The following is a 19724-nucleotide window of genomic DNA, read 5'->3' as shown; positions in this document are numbered from 1 at the left end:
CCGCACCTTCTTGAACGGGATGTAGAAGCTTCCCGCGGCGAAGCCGCCGATAGCGTGAAGAAACACGCCGACAAAAGGATTAGCCGGCACTGCGGGTTACCTCCCTTGCCTTAGCTACCGCATTCTCCCACTGCCGACCTTTCGCGGGCAACATCAAGGAGTCGGCGATCATTCGAAGTGCAGTAGCTGACACAGGTAAAAATACCAGTTTTTTGGCGGACCAGGCTGAAAAGGCTTGACTATATGCCAATCCGGGCGTAGACTTGAAACTGGTAATGGTGCGGGTATCACACGTGTAACCCCCGGCTCCTCTACTCACGAAAGATGCCCGTCGGCGCAGACGTATGCGGTGTTCCGAAGCATTCCGCGCCAGCCAACTGCGGGCACATATACTCCAGCAGCCCAAGCTGTCCGCACAAGAAGCAGATTTTGCGTATCCAGATGCACCAGGTTGTCAGGGGTCTCTGCGCTCACTGATGAGCCTGCCGGCTAAGGACAGCGACAGACTGCATCGCCACAAGGGATAAGAGCCCACCCCACGATCTTCCTGGGTCAAGTCAAACAAGCCTGCCGCGCAAGGAGGATATCGTCATGTTCAGGGGCTCATGGATATTCTGTCTGGTCGCGCTCTTGTTCTTCGCGTCCGCTGCGCTCGCACACGGGGCGGCGATGGTCGTCTACATTGACGAGTCCGGTGGGCTGAAGGGCGTCATGCACCCTGACGCGTACGACCCGGAATCGGCGATTGCCGCGCTCGCCAATCCCATCCCAGATCCCGCGACCGGAGCGGTGCTGAGTTCCGCTGTGCCTTCCGGCACGCGACTGCTGGGGCTGAGCGTAGACGGCGAAACCACGATCGTCAACTTCTCCAGCGAGATCATCGCGGCGCTCGACGAAGTCAAGCTGATCAACATACACAAGCAGGTCAGCCTCACGCTCTACCAGTTTGGGATGAGCCGGAACATCAAGCTGCAGGCCGACGGAAAGGGACTCTCCGACTACCTGCCGCCTTCCCCGATCGTTTATCCTCAGCCGAAGGCAGCTCAGACACCGGAGGGAAGGGAGATCGTCGGCTCGCTGGCCGGCCACAGCATCACGCTCTCGCCCGGACACGGACGGCGGTGGAATGGGAGCGCGTGGAACACTCAGCGGCCCGTGTACTGCTCTCCCTTGAGCCAGGAGGACTACCATAACCTCGAGAACAGCCTGTATCTCAAGAGATTCCTTGAGAACGACGGCATGACCGTGAACATGGTGCGCTGCGTGGACAAGAACTACGGCAACCACTATACCGGCGCGGCGTGGTGGCAGATGGCAGCATATCTATGGCTTCAGAACGTGGGCTATCCGTGCACGGTGTACTCAGGCTACTCCGGTGATTGCACCACCGGATCGGGCGCCGACGAGTCAAGCGACGACGTACGCTCGCGCCCGCTGGCATCGGACTACGACAACACCGACATATATATTTCCCTGCACACGAACGGGTTCCAGGGTGACTGCTACGGGGGATGCCCCACCGGCACCGACACATACTATGACTGCGGCACGGAGCACGCCGCGTGGTGCACGGTGAGCACAAACCTGGCGAACGCGGTCCACGACTCCCTGATCAACACCATCAGGACAGGCGTGCCGGTCAGCGACTGGGCCGATCGGGGCAAACACAACTCCGACGGCGCGTACGGTGAGATTCGAGTACCCGACCGCGCCGCGATCCTGATCGAACTCGCTTTTCACGACACCTGCGACAGAGACGCCCTGTACCTCGGCGACAACTTCTTCCGTTCGGCCTCGATGTGGGGCATATACAACGGAGTCTGCTCATACTTCGGCACGACCCCGACATGGGGATTCTACTCATGCGAGTACGTGAGCGACACCATCCCGGCCACGATGGAGGCGGGACACCAGTATGAAGTCAGCGTTACCTACCGGAACAAGGGCGTCCTCTGGATGGAGGCTAAGCAGTTCCGGCTGGGCGCGGTGGGCGACTACGACCCGTTGACTACCAGCAACCGGCAGTACATAACGGGCGAGGTGGACACGGACGGCACTTGCACATTCACTTTCACTCTGACGGCCCCGAACTCGGGCGGAACATACGTCACCGACTGGCAGATGGTGCGCGAAGGGGTCACATGGTTCGGCCCGATCACCAGCAAGACGGTGGAGGTCTCCGGCGCGCCGGATACCGAGCCGCCGACCGTGCCGGGCGATCCGACGGTCGAGTCCATCAGCATGAGCGAGATCTACCTGGACTGGTCGCCCTCGACGGACAATGTCGGGGTGACGGGCTACAAGATCTACAGAAACGGCTCGTTCGCATACACAACGAGCGCCACCGAATACACTGACACCGGCCTGAGCAGCAACACGATGTACACGTACACCGTAACGGCCGTTGACGGGGTCGCGAACGAATCGGCACACAGCGAACCCGCCGCCGCGATCACGCACGTTGTGGTGTGGCAGGACGGCTTCCCCGATCTAGGCAACTGGCCTGCCGACACGGTGGCCGACGGCACCATTCGGGGAGGCGTGTACTACGCGAGCGGCCACGGTTTGTACACCGGGGCGGGCAGCGCCCAGATGAGCATGGGAAGCAGCGACCTGAACGGATGCTGGAACTACCGACCGTTCGCCGAGCCGTTCACGACGGGCGCATTCAACTGCTGGATTTACGACCAGGCCTCGGGAGTCTGCCGACAGGGAGTCCATGTGCGAGGAATGAATGGGACCGCTACGGCGTTCGCCGCGTTCCTGGGCGCGTACCCCGACGCCCCTGGTAGCACCACGAAGTTCTCCGGCGCGGTATACGACGGCAGTACGTGGTCATGGGCAGCCCAGATTGCACCGCGCACGGTCAACTGGCGCGACCTGCGGATACTCGTAGGGGCGAGCCAGATCGGCTTCTACGTTGACGGCTTGAAGAAGGGATCGCTGCCTCGCCCCACGAGCGCGGACGCGTTCGGAATCACTCGCGTAAACATCGGCTACGACAGGAACGTGAAGTGGGCGGCATGGTACGACGACGCACAGTTCACCGCGCCGCCTCCAGTGCCACCAGTCGCTGCCGCCGCGACGGCCCTGAGCACAGCGAGCATCCGGTGGAACTTCGCCGACAAGTCTAACAACGAGTCGAGTTTCTCGCTGCAGGATAGCGGCCACGCGGTCAAGGCGACGGCACAGAAGAACGCTTCCTATGCCGACGAGATGGGGCTTCTCCCCAACACGCAGTACACAAGACACATTCACGCGCGGAACGGCACGCTGGAAGGACCTGCTTCGAATGAGGCATCCGCGTACACGCTCTCGGTCGCGCCGACCGGCGTGAACGTCACCTGCGACCGACCGGCCTCGACATGGCTCGCAACGGACGATTTCACTTTCACCGCGGTCGGCGGGTTCGGCGCGGGAACCGTTCAGTATTACAAGTACGCATGGGACCAGAGCGCGTCGCACGCGTGGACCGGCACGGAAGCAGTATGGAGTTCCGGCGACCTGCCCCTGACCGCAACATCCCCCGGCGAGTGGTTCCTGCACGTTAAGGGCTTCAACGGGGATGACGCCGAGAACGGGGTTCTGACTCTCGGGCCCTACCGACATGCTCCGGCCGCTTCGTCGGTCGCAGCAGCGAAGGCTCTGGCGGACGAGACGCCTGTTTCGATCGGAGGCGCCGTCGTGACCGCAAACTTCGGCTCGGCGATCTACATCGAGGACGCCGACGGTACGTCGGGCATTCGAGTAGAGAGCGCCGGACCGGCGGTCGGAACATCGGCGGGCGTGTCCGGGATCATCCGCAGCGTTGACGGTGAGAGGAGAATCGAGGATGCAGTCGTAACCGCCGGGGCCGCCGAACCGATTCCGCCGATCAGGCTCTTCGGCAACAAGGGGATCGGAGGGGGAAGCCTGAATGCACATACTCCCGGAGTCGAGGGCGGTATCGGGGTGAATAACATCGGGCTTCTGGCGGCGACCGGCGGAATCGTGACACACTCCGGCTCCGGATTCATCTACATTGACGACGGCGCGGGGCTGTCGGACGGCTCGGGCTACACGGGGTTGAGGGTTGACATTTCGCATCTCGCCAACCCTCCCGAGATCGGCAAGTTCGTTCTGCTGAGAGGCATCGTCTCGACGCAGATCATCGGAGGCAAGACCGCTCCGAGATTCGCGCCGCGGTCCGATGCCGACGCCACGATCTACGGCTTGCCTTAGGTCTCGGCCGCAGTACGGCTCTCACCCAGGCGCCTCGGCGCATGGGTTGACATAGACATCCAGCGAGAAACGTGGGTGCCCGCACTCGACAGGTGCGGGAATGCGCTCTTCTGATCTCAGGGGAGCACCGGGCACCGTTGACCGCAGTGCCCTTGCGGGAAACCGTCCGGTACAGATCAACCGGCAAGTGAGGGCCAGGGAGTTCTCCCTGATACCAAAGGAAAAGGAGAGAAAGGTATGAGCATCAGACATGTCATTTCGTGTCTCGTACTCGCGATGGCGGCATTCCTGATCGTCGCAACGTCCATGCCGGCCTCGGCGAATGTCTATGCCTCCGGGTTCTCCCAGACAGGAGTCAACTCGTTCACCTACAAGCTGAACGAGAACGCCGACGCAGGCGTGACGGTCCAGGTCTGGGAGGTCGGCGGAGGCATGGTACACTCCGAGAACCTGGGCGCGCAGACGAAGGGGGTGCAGAGCTGGTCGTGGGACGGCACAGGCGCCCAGGCCGGCAAGACGTACAAGGCCAAGGTAGTCGCTTCCGCCAACGGTTACATGGGCTGGACGAAGATCAGCACAGATGCGACATCCACGTCGTTCTATGTGCCGGTCGGCGTATCCGTGTGGAAGGACCAGTCGAACCCGATGTTCGGGAACATCGCGATTTCCGAGGCGCAGGGCGGCAAAACCGCCTTTGGTCGAACCACGCAGGACGGCATATACCTGCTGGACTCGCTAAACAACGACCTCGGACACAAGACCGGCGGCGTAAGCTGGAATCCGGCAAACAACGCCGGGCCGTTCAAGAGCACCATCGGCCCCGACAACCACCTCTATGCGGTGGACTTCGCGAACGACCTGGTCTACGAGTTCAACGACGATCTTTCGTCCGCGCACGCGATAATGGCCCCAAGCAACAGAACCGCCAACCAGTGGGTGGAATCGCTCTACGTCGAGGGCACAGGCGAGAATCGAAACATCTACCTGGTGAACAGCAACTACAACGACACCGCAAGGAAGGGGCTGATCAAGTACCACATCGGCTCCGCAGCGATGCTTGCTGACGGGGATACCGGCCAGCAGTACATCGGGCCGGGCTATTTCACGTTCTACCCGAGGGACGTGGCGCGGGACAGCAACGGCGACTGGTACATGAACCAGTACCGAAACGTCGCATCCGAGGCTGCGGCCATAAGCAAGTTCCAGGACGGAGCGCCGCCTATCAACACCGCGCTGTGGGAGACGCCCAAGGCCGCGCCGTACAACGGGGCCTACGGCATTGACATCTACGAGCCGTTTGGATGGGTCGCGTACGGCAACTACTACGACGGATGGGTGCACGTCTTCGACATGGCGACGGGCACCTACCTGACCGGCTTCGACGCGGGCAACCGCCTGCGCGAAGTGGCGTTCGACGCCGCCGGCAACATTATCACGGTTGACAACTCGACGGAGTGGATGAGGGTGTGGGCGCCCGGCATGGGCGGCAACTCCTTCACTTCGGAGTCGTGGTTCCAGATAGCCGCGGTTCCGGAGCCGTCATCGCTGTCGGCCCTGCTGATGGGCCTGCCGGTCATCCTTCTGCGGCGCAGAAGGAGATAGTCGGAAGGCAGGTACAGCCAAGTCGAAGGGGGCGATGTCCAAAGGCATCGCCCCCTGCTTTCGTTACACAGGCCCGCTCCGGGTCATCACCTCACCCGCGTGATGACCCGGTCCTCCGTCCAGTTATCGCGGTACCAGGTGCTTGCCTCGAATACGTCGTCCAACTCCCCCATGCGCCTCTTAAGTATGCCTCGGAAGCGCTGCATGATCAGCCGGCTCTCGGCGGCATCAGCGAGGTTGCGGAGTTGGTACGGGTCATTCCGGTTGTCAAACAGCAGTTCCTTGCGGTCCCTGCGGTAGACGGCGTAGGTGTATCGCTTGCTCCTCAGCGCGCGCCATTCGTAGCCGTCTTCCCAACTCGCGCAAGCCCCGGTGTTCTGCATGAACGCGGCCTCCAGCTCGGGGCCGCGCTTGCCGAAGGCGCAGTGGCTCAGATCCGTGCCTTCCACCTTGTCGGGAATCGGCAGGCCGATCATCGAGAGAAGCGTCGGCATGATATCCGGCGTATTCAGGCAGGCGTCGCTTATGAGTCCGGGGGGTGTCTTCCCGGGAAGGCGAACGAGGAACGGGACTCGGACGGCCTCCTCGTAGAAGATGTTCTTCGCCAGCCGACCCTGGGCGCCGAGCATGTCGCCGTGATCGGAGGTGAAGACTACGATCGTGTTGTGCCGAATACCGGCAGTCTCAACAGCCTTCATGAGCCTGCCGAAGTTCCAGTCCAAGTTGGCCGTCATCGCATAGTAGACGCGCATCCAGTCAAGCAGGGCGGACCTTTCGGCCGGGCTCTTGAAGATTCCCCAGTTGTCGGAATAGGGATCGTTCTCCGGTTTGTAGTTCGGCGGATAGTCGAAACCCACCCCCACCGGGTCATCGGCAAACATCGAGAGATACTCCGGAGGCACGTTGTTCCTACCCCACGGGCTGTGCGGTGTGCCGAACGAGAGGAACAGGGCGAACGGCTTGTCTTCACGGGCATGGTGCTCGATCCGCTCGATGGCCAGCCGGGTCTGGAAGTCGGGCTCATAGCCCTCAACCGGTATCTGCGCGGGCGAGTCGGTATGATAGTAGCCGCTGTAATACTCGTGGTTGAAGCCGTATGACGCCCAGAAACCGTCAAACCCGAGACGATAGGGGCCGGGCGGTGTAAAGGAGTTCTTCGGATCGCGGTGGTTGCCGAGTTCGTTGGCCCACAGATGCCACTTGCCTATGTAAGAAGTGTCGTAGCCGCTGCGCGTCAGCACGTGGGCGAGGCAATCGTGGTTCGGATTCATGCGCAGTTCGTTGATGACCATGCCGGTCGAGGTGGTGTACTTGCCGGTGAAGAGCGACGCCCGGTACGCCGAGCACACCGGATGGCCGGAGACTGCGTTCCGGAAGCTGACACTCTCCCCAGCGAAGAAGTCGAGACGCGGCGTCCTCGCCCTAGAGTCGCCCGCGAAACCGCACGACTGGTAGCGCAGTTGGTCGGCGAGCACGAAGATCAGGTTTGGCTTCCTCGGCTCAGGCACGGCTTCTCCTCTTCTCGACGCAAGCAGCGAGACCGATGCCGCGCCCAGGGTCTTGATGAAATCGCGTCTTGTGAATCCAAGCCGATTGTCCACGATGCGGCCTCCTGGATGTCTGCGGCTCGTGGAGGAAGAATGTCCGCGCCGCCGGTTTCGCCTGAAGTGCTGATCACCCTATCATTTGCGACCGGAAGCACGAAACATCCTCCACGACAATATCGTGGCGAACAGGATTCGAAGTGAGAGGATGATGAACGAGGCAGGAAGGTGCGTCCGAAATATCTGGCTCCCCTTCCTCCATTCATTCAGGAACTATCTGCGGTCGCGGCCGCCCGATGTACTGGACTCATTGCTAATGTAAGGTGAGCGGGATTTGCCATATCACAGCATGCAGGAATCACGCGTTTGTGACTCGGCGTGCAACCGTGACCCTGCTAAGCGCATAGTCGGCGTCGAACGGTGACCCATTTTGCTGAGCGTGCGGCGGCGGGGCGAGATCGGATGCCGACAATGTGTCGAGATCGCATGCCGGTTGACAACCGATGTCGCTTGCTGCCGCATGAGAATAGCGCATCACTTCGCGGTGACGCCATCGAACTTCATCTGTTCGAAGTTACTCGTCGTTGCACGCGCCGAGAACTTCCATCTGGCCCCTTCTTCAAGATCGAGGGTCTTGTCCCCAGCCGTGCCGACGACACGACCGGACGCATCGAGCAGTCTAAAGGTGATGCTGACCTCGTGGTACTTCCTGCCCGACTTGTTCCTCGCCGTGCCCTCAATGCAGGGCAATCCGGACCGCTCGACCATCGAGAGTCTCCCGATGTTTATCCCCGAATCCGTACGGATGACGTCTCCCCATAGCGACGAGTACCACAGCCACGCAAGCGCAACAAGCAGTATTACCCAGAAGGTCTTCCTAATCAGGGCGGCGGTGGCCCGGGCTTCCCCCATAAGATCCCGCACCGGCCGGGCCGCAGAACGGCTGTCGTCTGGCGGAGCCTGCTCAGCGGATTCTACTCTGCTGGCGGCATCCAGATCCGCATCAGCGAAAACGCAACCGCAGGCGAAACAGTTCGGATCGCCTGGGGTGTTCTCCGCTTGGCAACGCGCGCAGATGACATGTTTCGTGTCATTGGTCATTGCAGGTCACCTCCAGTGTTCGTCTTCGATGGGGGCCGGTGAATACCTGCCCGTTTCTTCGACAGGCGGTCCGCGAACTCGCCGTCACGACTTCATTGCTCCATTCCGCCGCAAAGAGGCGCGCTCATACGGTGCGATGTCAGCCGCACCAACGACCTGCCCCAGGCCGGAACGGGGCAGTATACACGTGTATTTCTCCGGCCCGCCGTGCCCGTCTGCGAAACAAGCGAACTATGCGAAGGAAGCCATCCGCTGCGCGAGATACTTCGCTTTCTTCGCTTGCTTCGCACGCCGAGTGCAACTCAGCCACTTAGATGACCCTGTTCACCTTTGGATCACCAGCTTCTCCGGTAGCTCGGCAGCGTCGCCAGGTCTGCGCGGATGAGGCCAACGCGCCGTCCCGCCAGTAACCGCGGTTACTATTTGCCGTGGCGAGTACGTCTGCTAGAATACCTGCCATATGTCCTTGACTCGACTCGGAGAGACATGTATCATGTATGCATTGGCGAAACACATGATACCTGCAGTACGTTCGAACTGCCGCCACACAGATTCGAACGCGCAGAGGGGGTAGGATGTGAACCCGGAATACGACTCCGTAGTATGTGCCGCACTGCTTCACGATATCGGCAAGTTCCTCCAGAGAGGATACGCCCGAAACGAACCGCACCATAGAATCTCAGGATGGTTCGTGTCTCAGAACAAAGTCTCCTTTCGAGATCCGGATCTCGTCGAACTACTGGCCAGTCACCATCACGAAGGCCAGTATGCGCATGAGACCGACAAGCCGGCAGCCATCAAAGATGAACGCCACCGAATGCTGGCCTATCTCGTCAGCGCAGCGGATACTGAATCCGCCTCGGAGCGCATTGACGAAAAGGCGGAAGAGGGATACCAACCGCTGGTGCCGATGGACTCGGTTTTCTCACAGGTTGACCTGGGCTCAGGAATAGGCGACGTTCGCCGTCACAATCTTTCCGTGCTGTTCAAGGGAGACGTCTTCCCACACCCATCCGAGGCCGATGTCCAGCATAACGTACAGGAGTATCAGCAGCACTTCGACCGCTTCCTCACGGAGTTCCGGGACTTGTTCCCGGAGCCCTATGATCGAATGAACGACACCCTGACCTATCTGTTGCAGAAGTACCTGTGGTGCGTGCCAAGTGACACGACGAAGGTTGCCAGGGACATCAGTCTCGCCGATCACATGAAGGTCTCCGCCGCGCTGGCAGCATGCTTCTACAAGTGGCACGAGGCGAACGGATGGACTGAGTCCTCGGTCAGGAACCGCAGTCTGGCGAAAACATACCTCTTGTGCGGAGACATTTCGGGCATTCAGAACTTCATATACGGCATCGCCAGCGTAGGCACCGGCGGGGTCGCCAAGCGTCTGCGAGGCCGATCATTCCGCATCTCAATGCTGACGGACGCGGTCGCCATCCGCATACTCCATGCGTTGGACCTTCCCCTCGCCTGCAGGATCATGTCGGCCGGCGGGCAGTTCTACCTCCTGATTCCGAACACCGAGGCTGATCGGAACGCGGCCAGCCAGGCGGTTCGAGATATCTCCGACTGGCTGCTGAAGAGCTTCAACGGGGAGATCGCGCTCTCCGTAGGCGGCTGCGAAATCGCCGGGGACGACCTGTCACAGAGCAAGTTCGATCAAGTTCTGTCAACTGCCCGCGTCGAGCTGGCCCAGGGCAAGCAGCGCAAGTTCTCCGATGCGCTGGGCACGGACCGCGTCGTCCTGCCGCTTGACTACAGCGGCCGTCGCGCCTGTTCGGTCTGCGAGAGGCGTCCCGCGGACTTTTCGGAGGAAGAAGAGGTTGCCGAGTGCGAGGAATGCCGTGCCGACCGTGATCTCGGTCGGAAGCTGGTCTCAGAGGATGCCTGGCTGGTAATCTCCGATCGGAAAGACGGGGCGTCGGAGCCTCTATTCGAGAATCCGACATGGTTTGCGGGCATCGCAACGGATTCACGCCGCGTCGCCTCGATGTCTCCGATCGCGGCCTTCAACCTCAGGGGATCGGGGCTTCTGCCTGGTGTGCCGTGCGGCTACCAGCTTCACGCGGGTTACGTGCCGCGGAAGGACGGTGAGGATGCGCACGAGATCAAGAGCTTCGAGGATCTGGCGGATGCCAGCACGGGCGTGAAGTTGCTCGGAGTGCTCCGGGCCGACGTGGACCACTTGGGACTGGTCTTCACTCTCGGCATGGAGAAGCACGCGTCGCTGAGCCGCATAGCCACCATGAGTTCGATGCTTCACTACTTCTTTACGTACGAACTTCAGGGAATCATCGAGAAGGAGTTCCCGGACACTTACACCGCGTACGCTGGCGGGGACGACCTGATGCTGATCGGACCCTGGGACAAGACAATCGAGCTGTCGAAACGGATATCGGACGAGTTCCGCAGGTTTACGGCGGAGAACCCGAACATCACGATCTCGGCGGGCATCGGCACCTACAAGCCGAAGAGTCCGATCGCGACGACATCGCGTCTGACCGGCGAGTTGCTCGAGCGTTCTAAATCCGCCGGCAGAGACCGTCTGACGATCTTCGACACAACCTTCGAGTGGCCAAGGTTCGATGAGGTCAGAGAGTGGAAACAGTCGCTTATCGAAAGCCTGCAGAGTCCGGACGATTCCGTGTCGTCCGGATTCGTGTACAGATTGCTGGCCTATCGAGAGCAGGCGGTGGATTTCTATCGACATGGGGCTGCGAAGAGCGTGATGTACCGTCCGCACCTTGCGTATGACTTGGCGCGCAACTTCCGAGACAAGAACGGGAATCCCAAGATAGATGCTGATCTGCTGGAAGGGTTGACCGATCTGATCGGCGCAGACGAGAATCAGTGGTCTCTCCTGAAGGCGGCAATCACATGGTGCGCATATTCCATCAGGAAAGGAAGGGTTGACTGAGTGGCAAGAGTGTTTAATGAAGTGGACAACCCGGCGGAGTTGGTGATCAAAGACGCCGAGGAGTTGGCCCAGTTGGTGGCAGACAAGGACCAGGGCACCAGGAGCCAGATGCGCAGATTCTACCAAGAGTTCGTAAAGCTCAGGCAGGGTGTCCCTGCCGGAGACGAGGTTGCGTACAAGCGAAATGAAGTGGCCCTCAAGATGCTTGTCGCCAAAGCGGCGTACGCGACGGGCCGGAAGAACTCCAAGGTCTCCGCGAAGTTCAAAGACTGGCTTCAGAAGAACGTGAGGGCGATCACCTGCGCGCAGGACGTTCACACGTTCGGCGACTACTATGAAGCTTTCATCGGTTTCTTCTATGCGCAGACTCCCGACGGGCAGCAGTCCCGTCCGGGCGGTCAACCGCAGGGCGGTCGTCGCTATTCGCAGGGGGGAGGTAGAAGGTGAGACTGATCAGGTACAAGAACGTGACCGGTAAGATAGTGCTGCACACCGGGTTGCACATCGGCGGATCACAGGAAACGACTCAGATTGGTGGAGTGGATAACCCCGTCATACGGCAACCGATCGATAACATGCCGTTCATACCTGGCTCGAGTCTGAAGGGTAAGATGCGCTCGCTTCTCGAGCTGTTGTTGGACAAGGTGGAGGTCGGTGACAGGACGGACGGCAAGGCGCACAGGTACCGCAAGGGAGCATGCGATAGTGAGCCCTGCCCCATATGCTACATATTCGGAGCCTCCGCGGACAACGGCGCGCCGATCGGGCCGGCCCGACTTGTGGTTCGTGACTGCATGATAGACAGGGACCATGCGGACGTGAAGAAGCTCCTGGAGAATTCCTTCGGGCTGCCTCTGTCTGAGGACAAGGCCGAAGTCGGCATCAACCGCATCACCAGCGCATCCGAGGGCAGCCTTCGGAAGACCGAGCGTGTGCCCGCCGGCGCCGTGTTCAACCTGGACATCACGTACCGCGTCTTCGACGACGGGGATGGCGGTAAGAAGGACGAGGAGTTGTTCGAGTACGTGCGCAAGGGCCTTGCGCTCGTCGAGAAGGACACGCTCGGCGGAAGCGGAAGCCGGGGCTACGGCAAGGTGCGTTTCGAAGACTTGAAGGTTGACGGCGTCGAAACGTCGCTACCAGAGGTATGACACTATGCGCCAACTGCGCGTAAGCTTTGGGCTCAAGTCGTCCGTCGGCACTCCGTTTCAGGCCGACACCATATTCGGCCACGTCTGCTGGGCGATCCGCTACATGTTCGGCGAGGAGCGGCTGTCATCCCTGCTCGAGGGGTATTCTGAAGGCACCCCTCTCCTCGTGTCGGATGGGTTTCCCGTGCTGGACGCCGACGGCCAGCGGGTCCATTACCTGCCCAGGCCGATGACTCCCGCCCGCAGGGGAGGCGTCAAGGCGCTGTCGGAATCTCTCGGTATCCGCCAGGACGACCGCGGCGAGCAGCGGCGGTTCGCCAGCGCCCGGAAGGCCCTCGACAAGAAACCCTGGGTGCAGGCTGATCTGATACTCCAAAGGCTCCAGTCGCTCGACATGCAGGGCATACTTGCCGACTGCTTCGCCCTCCGCGTATGCCCCATCTCGATGGCCGAACGCAGTCAGGGACAGTGCTCGTGCACGGACTGGCGCGAGTGTCCCGGGCTGGAAACCGGCACGACGGGCAAAGTCAGATGCGGCGCGGCCTACCCCAGATCGGAAATTGTGCTCACGACTCACAACGTGATCAACAGATGGACGCTGGCAAGCGAGGACCTCTTTCAGCAGGAGGACCATTTTGCCACTCACGGCTTCTACTTCCTGGCGCGGCTCGACGAGGCCGTCCTGTCGCTCGATGATTTCCGCTCCTGCATGGAGTACATCGAGCATTCCGGGTACGGGCGGGACAGAAGCACCGGCAAGGGCGCCATCCGCGACCTACTGATAGACGACTGGGCCGCCCCGGAATGCCCCGACCCGACCCACTACATCAGTCTGTCGTCCGCGTTCGTTCCCGCCGCGGATGACATAGACCCGGCGCGGTCCTGGTACTCGATTCACGTAAAGCACGGAAAACTGGGCGACCAATACGCCCTGGCGGGCAACGTCTGGAAGAAGCCGGTGCTGATGCTGACCGCGGGATCGGTCTTTCCCGGTGATCCGAACGTCCCGCACGGACGATTAGTGAGGAACGTTCATTCGGAGTATCCGGATATCGTCCAGTACGGATATGCATTCCCGATGGGGGTGAGGCTCAATGACCAGGCTGAGTGATAGCTACCGCATGAAGATAACCCCGCTTGCCCCCATCCACGTCGGCTCGGGCGAGTCGATGTGCCCCGGCGAGTATTTCGTCCTCGACGACATGATCTGCGCCGTCAATCTCGGCAACATCCCGTCTGAAGAGATGGGAGACCTCACGGGCAAGCTTCTGGGATGGATTGACGAGAATCCCGTCACGTGGGTCAGCAACGTCAATCAATCCGATGCGCTGAAGGCGCTCATCCGCAAGCACACTCTCTTCCGATGCAAGTCCACGAAATCCGTCCTCGACGGTATCAACGCGCGTTGGGGACTGGGCGTAAGCGGATTGGAGATCGCACTTCTGAACCGGACCCTCGCCTCCGCGATCATCCCCGGCAGCTCCATCAAGGGAGCCGTTCGCACGGCCTTGCTCTGGCAGGCCGTGGATGGTCAGATGCACCCTGTTCCGGCGGCCAGCGACGCTTCGACATGGGAGCGTCGGACGATGGCCAACCGCCGCGAGGGCCCGTTTGGCGGCATCGCGGACGATCCGCTGCGCAACCTTAAGATCAGTGATGCGGTCACGGGAAGCATCGGCACCTGGGTCCTCCAACCGTCGCATGTGGGGATGTCCGATGAAGCCAAGGCCCAGGAACTGCAGGACTATCGGGAGTGCTTTCCAGCAGGCAACAGGGAGAACCCCTACGCGATCCGGGGGACTCTCGCGATCGAGACCGGCATGCTGAAACGAAGGGGCATGGAGGGACTGATCTCACGAGACGCGATCCTGGATGCCTGTGCGGACTTCTACGGGGAGGTGCTGGAGCAGGAAATCCTATTCTGGCAAAAGAACACCGACACCCGCAGTCAGGAGTGCGCAAAATGGTATGAGGCGGCCAGGGAATACGCCGAGAAGCATGATGAAGGCGCGCTTATCAGGCTCGGGTGGGGTTGTGGGATGAATACTGTAGGACTTAATCTGGCCAAGCCGTACGGCAAGCACCCGCCCAAGGGCAAGAACCCGAACTTCTACTACGATGCTAAGACTCGTGTTCTGATCGGCAGGCGTCCCCCCGGGTGGGCGCTCTTCACCCTGGAGCCCGACTGATGCTCGCCGCGCTCGATCTGCGCCTCTACCCGAAGCAGGACTGCGAGCTTCCCCACCCGTGCGCGCACCTCGTCCACGGCGCGATGCTCCGGCTCATCCGCCACGACGACGAGGAGATGTCGCACGCCCTGCACGACAGCGCGCAGGTGAAGCCGTTCGCCATATCCACCATGTGGCCGCGCACCAGGGCCCGCGGCGAGCAGATGACCATTCCGAAGTACACCGAATGCCGGATCAGGGTCTGCACCGCCGCGCGCCCCGTCTTCGACGCCGTCTCCAGGCCGATATTCGAGATCCTCGCCCGCAGCGGCTCCATAGAGCTTCAAGGCACGCCGTTCCATCTCATGGACGCGCGGATGGAGCCGCCGTTCGGAGGCGCCGCGAGCTTCGAATCGCTGCTGGTGGACAAGGGCACGGAGTCCGTCCTGCGTTTCATGTCTCCCACCACTTTCCGCCGCCAGGGGCTGAACGTCCCCCTGCCCGACCCCGGCCTCGTCTTCGGGAGCCTCTGGCAGAAGTGGCAGGCATTCTCCGATGCGCCGGTGGAGCAGGCCGTCTTCGACGAGATGTCCGCCGCGACCGCCCTGTGCCGCGCGCGCATAGTCACCAGGGGATGGAAGTACCCCCGTTTCATGCTCATCGGGTTCGCCGGCACCGTCCTGTACCAGTTGGTGAAGCCCGTCTCCGCCGACGCGAGGATGCTCTTCGGTGCGCTCTCCGGCCTCTCGTTCTACACCGGGGTCGGCTACCGCACCACGATGGGCATGGGCCAGTGCCGCGTGCTGGAGGAAGAGCCGAACCAGCCCGCCGATCACGAATGAAGGATATCGAGGTAAGAGAATGCCCAACCTGATCGTATCTCCCGTCGGGACGTCCGTCCTGACCCAGCGACCCGCGGATGAGGCGGTGCTGTCTCTGTTGCGCAATACCGCCAACAAGCAGACCGCGGATCTCTCCGAACAGGAGAGATCAGGCCTCGAATCACATATCGAGGCCATTCGTGCGCGTATGGCTAATGCGGATCGAGACACTTGGCGGCGCTCCAGTGCCGAAGTGAACGGCATACTGTCGTACGGGCAACCAAGTCGGTCCGACATGCATGTCCTGCTCGGAACCGATACTTGGCAGGGCGAGCGCGCTGCCGACATTGTCGCCGATTTTCTCAGGCATGCTCTCAATTGCCCTGTGGACATCGTCAGGCCTCGGAGGCTCTCCACCAGATCTAGAGAGGATTTCTCGGCGGGCATGATCGAGTTCGTCAAGTGGTGCGGAGATACCCTGCCTGGTTACCAGGATGGTGGCTACAAGATCGTCTTCAATCTAACCGGCGGGTTCAAGAGCGTTCAGGGATACCTGAACACACTGGGTATGCTCTACGCCGACGAGATCATCTACATCTTCGAACCCCCGTCCGGCGAGTTGATCGTCATCCCCCGGTTGCCGGTCAGGCTTGACGAGGAACGCCTGGCCCGCGAATACTCGGTTGCCTTCGAGCTGATGAGTCAGGCCTGCGCTCTGTCGGTCGAATCGGTCTGCACGTCCGGAATCCCCGAGTCCCTCTTGGAGTTCACGGAGATGGACGGCGCGAGGTGTGTCGGCCTCAACGTCTGGGGCGTGGCGGTCTGGTCGCGGTTGAGGAAGGACGCGCTCCGAGGGACTCTGCTGAACTGGCCCCTATTGCAGTACACGGCGGAGTTCGAGAGAGAATACGCGCACCTGGGTGATAGCAACGCAAAGGCGGCAGTCCAGGAGGCCTTGGCAGCCGCAGCAGCCGTTCTCATGCGGGATGGCGTCAACGGGTTGCGCGGACATGGCGGACTTCAGTACGAAGACTACAACTGGCACCCGGGTCTCGCGCACTTCCGCGTCGACGGTGGTAGACGCATAAGCTGCCAGACCGCAGAGAACGGTCTGCTTCTGAGGCACGTGGGCAGCCATGACTACGTGAACGACAACCCCTAGCACACGATAGACGACCCCATGCCCACACTCTACGTAGACGAATACGGCGCCAGGGTCCGCTTCTCCCAGGGGCTCATCGTCGTCGAGAAGGACGGCGATGAGCTCTCCTCCGTTCGCCTCCAGGAACTCGACTCGGTCGTCATCCAGGAGAACTGCGGGATCACCAGTTCCGCCGTCTGCGCCTTCCTGCGCGGCGGCGTGGACGTCTGCTTCATAACCCGCGGCGGCGAGTACGTCGGCAAGCTCGAGCCCGCCGAGGGCAAAAACGTCCTCCTCCGCAGGGAACAGTACGCCGCCGCTGACGACCCCGCCTTCGCGCTCGGCATCGCCCGCGCCGCCGTCGCCGGCAAGCTCCGGAACATGCGCACCATCCTTATGCGGTATGCGCGCACCGACCGGCCGATGCAGGCCGACGATCCCACCGCCCGCCTGAGGGCCGCCGCGGACTCCACCGCCTCGTGCCCATCCATCGAGGCGCTCCTCGGGATAGAGGGCTCCGGCACCAGGGAGTACTTCGCCGCGTTCCCCGCCATTCTCGAAGGGCAGTGGCGGTTCTCCGGGCGGAACAGGCGCCCTCCCGAAGACCCCGTGAACGCGATGCTCGGTTTCGCCTATGCCCTTCTGGAGAACGAACTGGAGCGCTCCGTCTCCGTGTGCGGGCTCGACCCGTACTGCGGCTTCCTCCACCAGGACCAGTACGGCCGCCAGAGCCTCGTCCTCGACCTGATGGAGGAGTTCCGGCCCGTCATCGCGGATTCCGTCGTACTGAGCTGCTCCAGCCGGGGCATGCTCGACCCGGACGCCCACTTCGAGGAACGGGACGGCGGGGTCTACCTGAACGAGCCCGGGCGCCAGAAGTTTTTCGCCGCATTCTACGGGCGCATGAAGGAGACCGTGACCGCCGCGCCGGGGGAGCCCGCCGCATCGTACCGTGAGGTCTGCGTCCGCCAGGCGCGCAGCATCGCCTCGTGCATCAAGCGGCGGACGCCGGACTATGCCGCGTTCACCGTGAAGTAACGGAGATGGCAGCGCAAGGCGTCACCCTGAACGACTACGCGTCACCCTGAACTCGATTCAGGGTCCACCGCGCGGCATGAAGCAGAGGAGAGGTCCCGTTGTTCGTACTCGTCTCATACGACATCAAGAGCACCAAGCTGCGCACCCGCATCGCCAAGATAATGGAATCGCACGGCGACAGGGTGCAGTTCAGCGTCTTCGAGTGCAACATGGAGCAGCCCGAGATGGACCGCATGATGAAGCGCCTGGGAAAGCAGGAGCTTGACAAAGGCGACAGCGTGCGCGTATACAGGATATGCGCTGACTGCAAGGGCCGGATCACCATTCTGGGCGCGGGCGAGGTCTCCGAGGACCCGGACCTGGTGATAGTCTGATCTTTCCGAGCGACTCCGAAACGCCGAAAAAGGCCTGGTCGCTCGGAAGAAAAAACACGCTCGAAAGGAGGAATGATGCCCCGCCGGGGAGAAACGAGACTTGCTTCTGATGGAGTCGCTCGGAAAGAGCGCGTTTTGAGCGAGAGGTCTGAGCGTGGAGACGGAGATCCATCAGAATGAACCTGATTCCCGCGAGGGAATTGAAACCTTCGATGACACACCTCAATCCGGCGAGAAATGGGACAATCAGAATGAACCTGATTCCCGCGAGGGAATTGAAACGCCTTGTCCGCCGCCGCCGAGCCCATCAGGTAGGTGAATCAGAATGAACCTGATTCCCGCGAGGGAATTGAAACGTCATGGTAGTTTGCCTACACACTCCAGGTGGCACTCCCATCAGAATGAACCTGATTCCCGCGAGGGAATTGAAACGGGCCTTCCCGCAGAAGCTCCGGGGACTCGACGATCCCCTATCAGAATGAACCTGATTCCCGCGAGGGAATTGAAACGCGCAGTCATGCCAATCGCTACACACGCGCCCATCGCTATCATCAGAATGAACCTGATTCCCGCGAGGGAATTGAAACTAGGCCATTCTATCTGAATGGATATCGTGGGTATACTCATCAGAATGAACCTGATTCCCGCGAGGGAATTGAAACTTCCCTGCGATCTTGGCGGCCTCAGCCTGCCGCCTCCATCAGAATGAACCTGATTCCCGCGAGGGAATTGAAACCGCGAATCGCCGCGTAAAATGTTCCAATGCGCAAGATCAGAATGAACCTGATTCCCGCGAGGGAATTGAAACGAAAAGCCCCTGTTCGACATCACCGACACTGCTCCCGATATCAGAATGAACCTGATTCCCGCGAGGGAATTGAAACTATATTCATGCCGACCTTCGCCGGACTACCATTCACCCATCAGAATGAACCTGATTCCCGCGAGGGAATTGAAACGCCGAAGGGCTTCAGCCCGTACTCCGTAAAATGCGCCATCAGAATGAACCTGATTCCCGCGAGGGAATTGAAACCTTCTCGGATAGTGCCTTCTGAATGCCTTCTCTGACCTATCAGAATGAACCTGATTCCCGCGAGGGAATTGAAACCTCCTCTTGAAGCTCGCCTACCATCGGCAGCGGGAGATTCTTAATCAGAATGAACCTGATTCCCGCGAGGGAATTGAGACCTCCACTTGAAGCTCGCCTTCGATCGGCTGGGGGAGCTTCTTAATAAGAATGAACCTGATTCCCGCGAGGGAATTGAAACGTATAGCGCGTCGGCCATTTCGACTGCGTGAGTTCGTCCCGCATCAGAATGAACCTGATTCCCGCGAGGGAATTGAAACGCCGACACGAACTTCGCGGGCGGCGGCAGAGTGTTGTAGCATCAGAATGACCCTGATTCCCGCAAGGGAATTGAAACTCGCGATGTGCCTGCAGACTCAATCAGTTCAGGATTCTCAGAATGACCCTGATTCCCGCAAGGGAATTGAAACACCTGTTCCGTGCTTCCAGTTCTGCCTTTGTCATTCGACTCAGAATGACCCTGATTCCCGCAAGGGAATTGAAACTCGCGATGTGCCTGCAGACTCAATCAGTTCAGGATTCTCAGAATGACCCTGATTCCCGCAAGGGAATTGAA

General features: G+C 60.7%; 13 protein-coding genes and 1 CRISPR repeat array. Of the genes, 11 read left to right on the top strand and 2 right to left on the bottom strand.

Annotated elements, in window-relative coordinates; translation table 11 throughout:
• Nucleotides 1-591: 591 nt before the first annotated feature.
• Together KBC96_14260 and KBC96_14255 are read left to right on the top strand one after the other, a co-directional pair.
• On the top strand, nucleotides 592-4221 hold the full coding sequence (locus tag KBC96_14260; protein MBP6965556.1) for an N-acetylmuramoyl-L-alanine amidase: 3630 nt from the start codon (nucleotides 592-594) through the stop codon (nucleotides 4219-4221).
• Between the two features lie 237 nt (nucleotides 4222-4458).
• Nucleotides 4459-5823 carry a PEP-CTERM sorting domain-containing protein gene (locus KBC96_14255; GenBank protein ID MBP6965555.1) on the top strand — a complete coding sequence of 455 codons (1365 nt, stop codon included), beginning with the start codon at nucleotides 4459-4461 and terminating at the stop codon, nucleotides 5821-5823.
• 86 nt (nucleotides 5824-5909) lie between these two features.
• Here KBC96_14255 and KBC96_14250 read toward each other — a convergent pair whose 3' ends face one another.
• Together KBC96_14250 and KBC96_14245 are read right to left on the bottom strand one after the other, a co-directional pair.
• A complete protein-coding gene (locus KBC96_14250; protein MBP6965554.1) occupies nucleotides 5910-7331 on the bottom strand; it encodes a sulfatase in 1422 nt (473 codons plus the stop codon).
• 570 nt (nucleotides 7332-7901) lie between these two features.
• Entirely contained in the window at nucleotides 7902-8468 is a 567-nt protein-coding gene (locus tag KBC96_14245; protein MBP6965553.1) for an FxLYD domain-containing protein, read from the bottom strand.
• Between the two features lie 577 nt (nucleotides 8469-9045).
• Here KBC96_14245 and cas10 point away from each other — a divergent pair.
• The 9 genes from cas10 to cas2 all read left to right on the top strand — a co-directional run bounded on the left by cas10 (nucleotide 9046) and on the right by cas2 (nucleotide 18081).
• Complete coding sequence (cas10, locus tag KBC96_14240) at nucleotides 9046-11388, top strand: type III-A CRISPR-associated protein Cas10/Csm1 (GenBank protein MBP6965552.1); 2343 nt, start codon at nucleotides 9046-9048, stop codon at nucleotides 11386-11388.
• Entirely contained in the window at nucleotides 11389-11835 is a 447-nt protein-coding gene (csm2, locus tag KBC96_14235; protein MBP6965551.1) for a type III-A CRISPR-associated protein Csm2, read from the top strand. It begins immediately after the preceding gene.
• Nucleotides 11832-12539 (top strand): type III-A CRISPR-associated RAMP protein Csm3, encoded by a 708-nt coding sequence (csm3, locus tag KBC96_14230; GenBank protein ID MBP6965550.1) that lies wholly within the window; start codon nucleotides 11832-11834, stop codon nucleotides 12537-12539. The genes csm2 and csm3 overlap by 4 nt, the downstream gene beginning before the upstream one ends.
• A 4-nt stretch (nucleotides 12540-12543) precedes the next feature.
• Nucleotides 12544-13650 (top strand): hypothetical protein, encoded by a 1107-nt coding sequence (locus KBC96_14225; GenBank protein ID MBP6965549.1) that lies wholly within the window; start codon nucleotides 12544-12546, stop codon nucleotides 13648-13650.
• The gene (csm5, locus tag KBC96_14220; protein MBP6965548.1) at nucleotides 13634-14728 is read left to right on the top strand and encodes a type III-A CRISPR-associated RAMP protein Csm5; all 1095 of its coding nucleotides are present in this window, start codon (nucleotides 13634-13636) and stop codon (nucleotides 14726-14728) included. The genes KBC96_14225 and csm5 overlap by 17 nt, the downstream gene beginning before the upstream one ends.
• Nucleotides 14728-15549, top strand: a complete 822-nt coding sequence (locus KBC96_14215) for a CRISPR-associated endoribonuclease Cas6 (protein MBP6965547.1) — start codon at nucleotides 14728-14730, stop codon at nucleotides 15547-15549. The genes csm5 and KBC96_14215 overlap by 1 nt, the downstream gene beginning before the upstream one ends.
• 19 nt (nucleotides 15550-15568) lie before the next feature.
• Complete coding sequence (locus tag KBC96_14210) at nucleotides 15569-16690, top strand: hypothetical protein (GenBank protein ID MBP6965546.1); 1122 nt, start codon at nucleotides 15569-15571, stop codon at nucleotides 16688-16690.
• Between the two features lie 18 nt (nucleotides 16691-16708).
• A complete protein-coding gene (gene cas1 / locus KBC96_14205) occupies nucleotides 16709-17707 on the top strand; it encodes a CRISPR-associated endonuclease Cas1 (GenBank protein MBP6965545.1) in 999 nt (332 codons plus the stop codon).
• A 98-nt stretch (nucleotides 17708-17805) separates the two neighbouring features.
• Nucleotides 17806-18081, top strand: a complete 276-nt coding sequence (gene cas2 / locus KBC96_14200; GenBank protein ID MBP6965544.1) for a CRISPR-associated endonuclease Cas2 — start codon at nucleotides 17806-17808, stop codon at nucleotides 18079-18081.
• Between the two features lie 170 nt (nucleotides 18082-18251).
• A CRISPR array of direct repeats spans nucleotides 18252-19724; the repeat unit is 37 nt; unit sequence ATCAGAATGAACCTGATTCCCGCGAGGGAATTGAAAC.

The sequence above is a fragment of the Armatimonadota bacterium genome, from assembly GCA_017993055.1.
GTDB lineage: Bacteria > Armatimonadota > UBA5829 > DTJY01 > DTJY01 > JAGONM01.
The sequence above is the reverse complement of the archived record's forward strand: the minus strand, read 5'-3'. Positions and strand labels throughout refer to the sequence as shown.

What these genes read in the sequence shown, in the direction of transcription:
- KBC96_14260 (MBP6965556.1), top strand. Translation starts at nt 592, where the DNA reads ATGTTCAGGGGCTCATGGATATTCTGTCTGGTCGCGCTCTTGTTCTTC.
- KBC96_14215 (MBP6965547.1), top strand. Translation starts at nt 14,728, where the DNA reads ATGCTCGCCGCGCTCGATCTGCGCCTCTACCCGAAGCAGGACTGCGAG.
- KBC96_14245 (MBP6965553.1), bottom strand. Translation starts at nt 8,468, where the DNA reads ATGACCAATGACACGAAACATGTCATCTGCGCGCGTTGCCAAGCGGAG.
- KBC96_14225 (MBP6965549.1), top strand. Translation starts at nt 12,544, where the DNA reads ATGCGCCAACTGCGCGTAAGCTTTGGGCTCAAGTCGTCCGTCGGCACT.
- KBC96_14255 (MBP6965555.1), top strand. Translation starts at nt 4,459, where the DNA reads ATGAGCATCAGACATGTCATTTCGTGTCTCGTACTCGCGATGGCGGCA.
- csm5 (MBP6965548.1), top strand. Translation starts at nt 13,634, where the DNA reads ATGACCAGGCTGAGTGATAGCTACCGCATGAAGATAACCCCGCTTGCC.
- cas1 (MBP6965545.1), top strand. Translation starts at nt 16,709, where the DNA reads ATGCCCACACTCTACGTAGACGAATACGGCGCCAGGGTCCGCTTCTCC.
- KBC96_14210 (MBP6965546.1), top strand. Translation starts at nt 15,569, where the DNA reads ATGCCCAACCTGATCGTATCTCCCGTCGGGACGTCCGTCCTGACCCAG.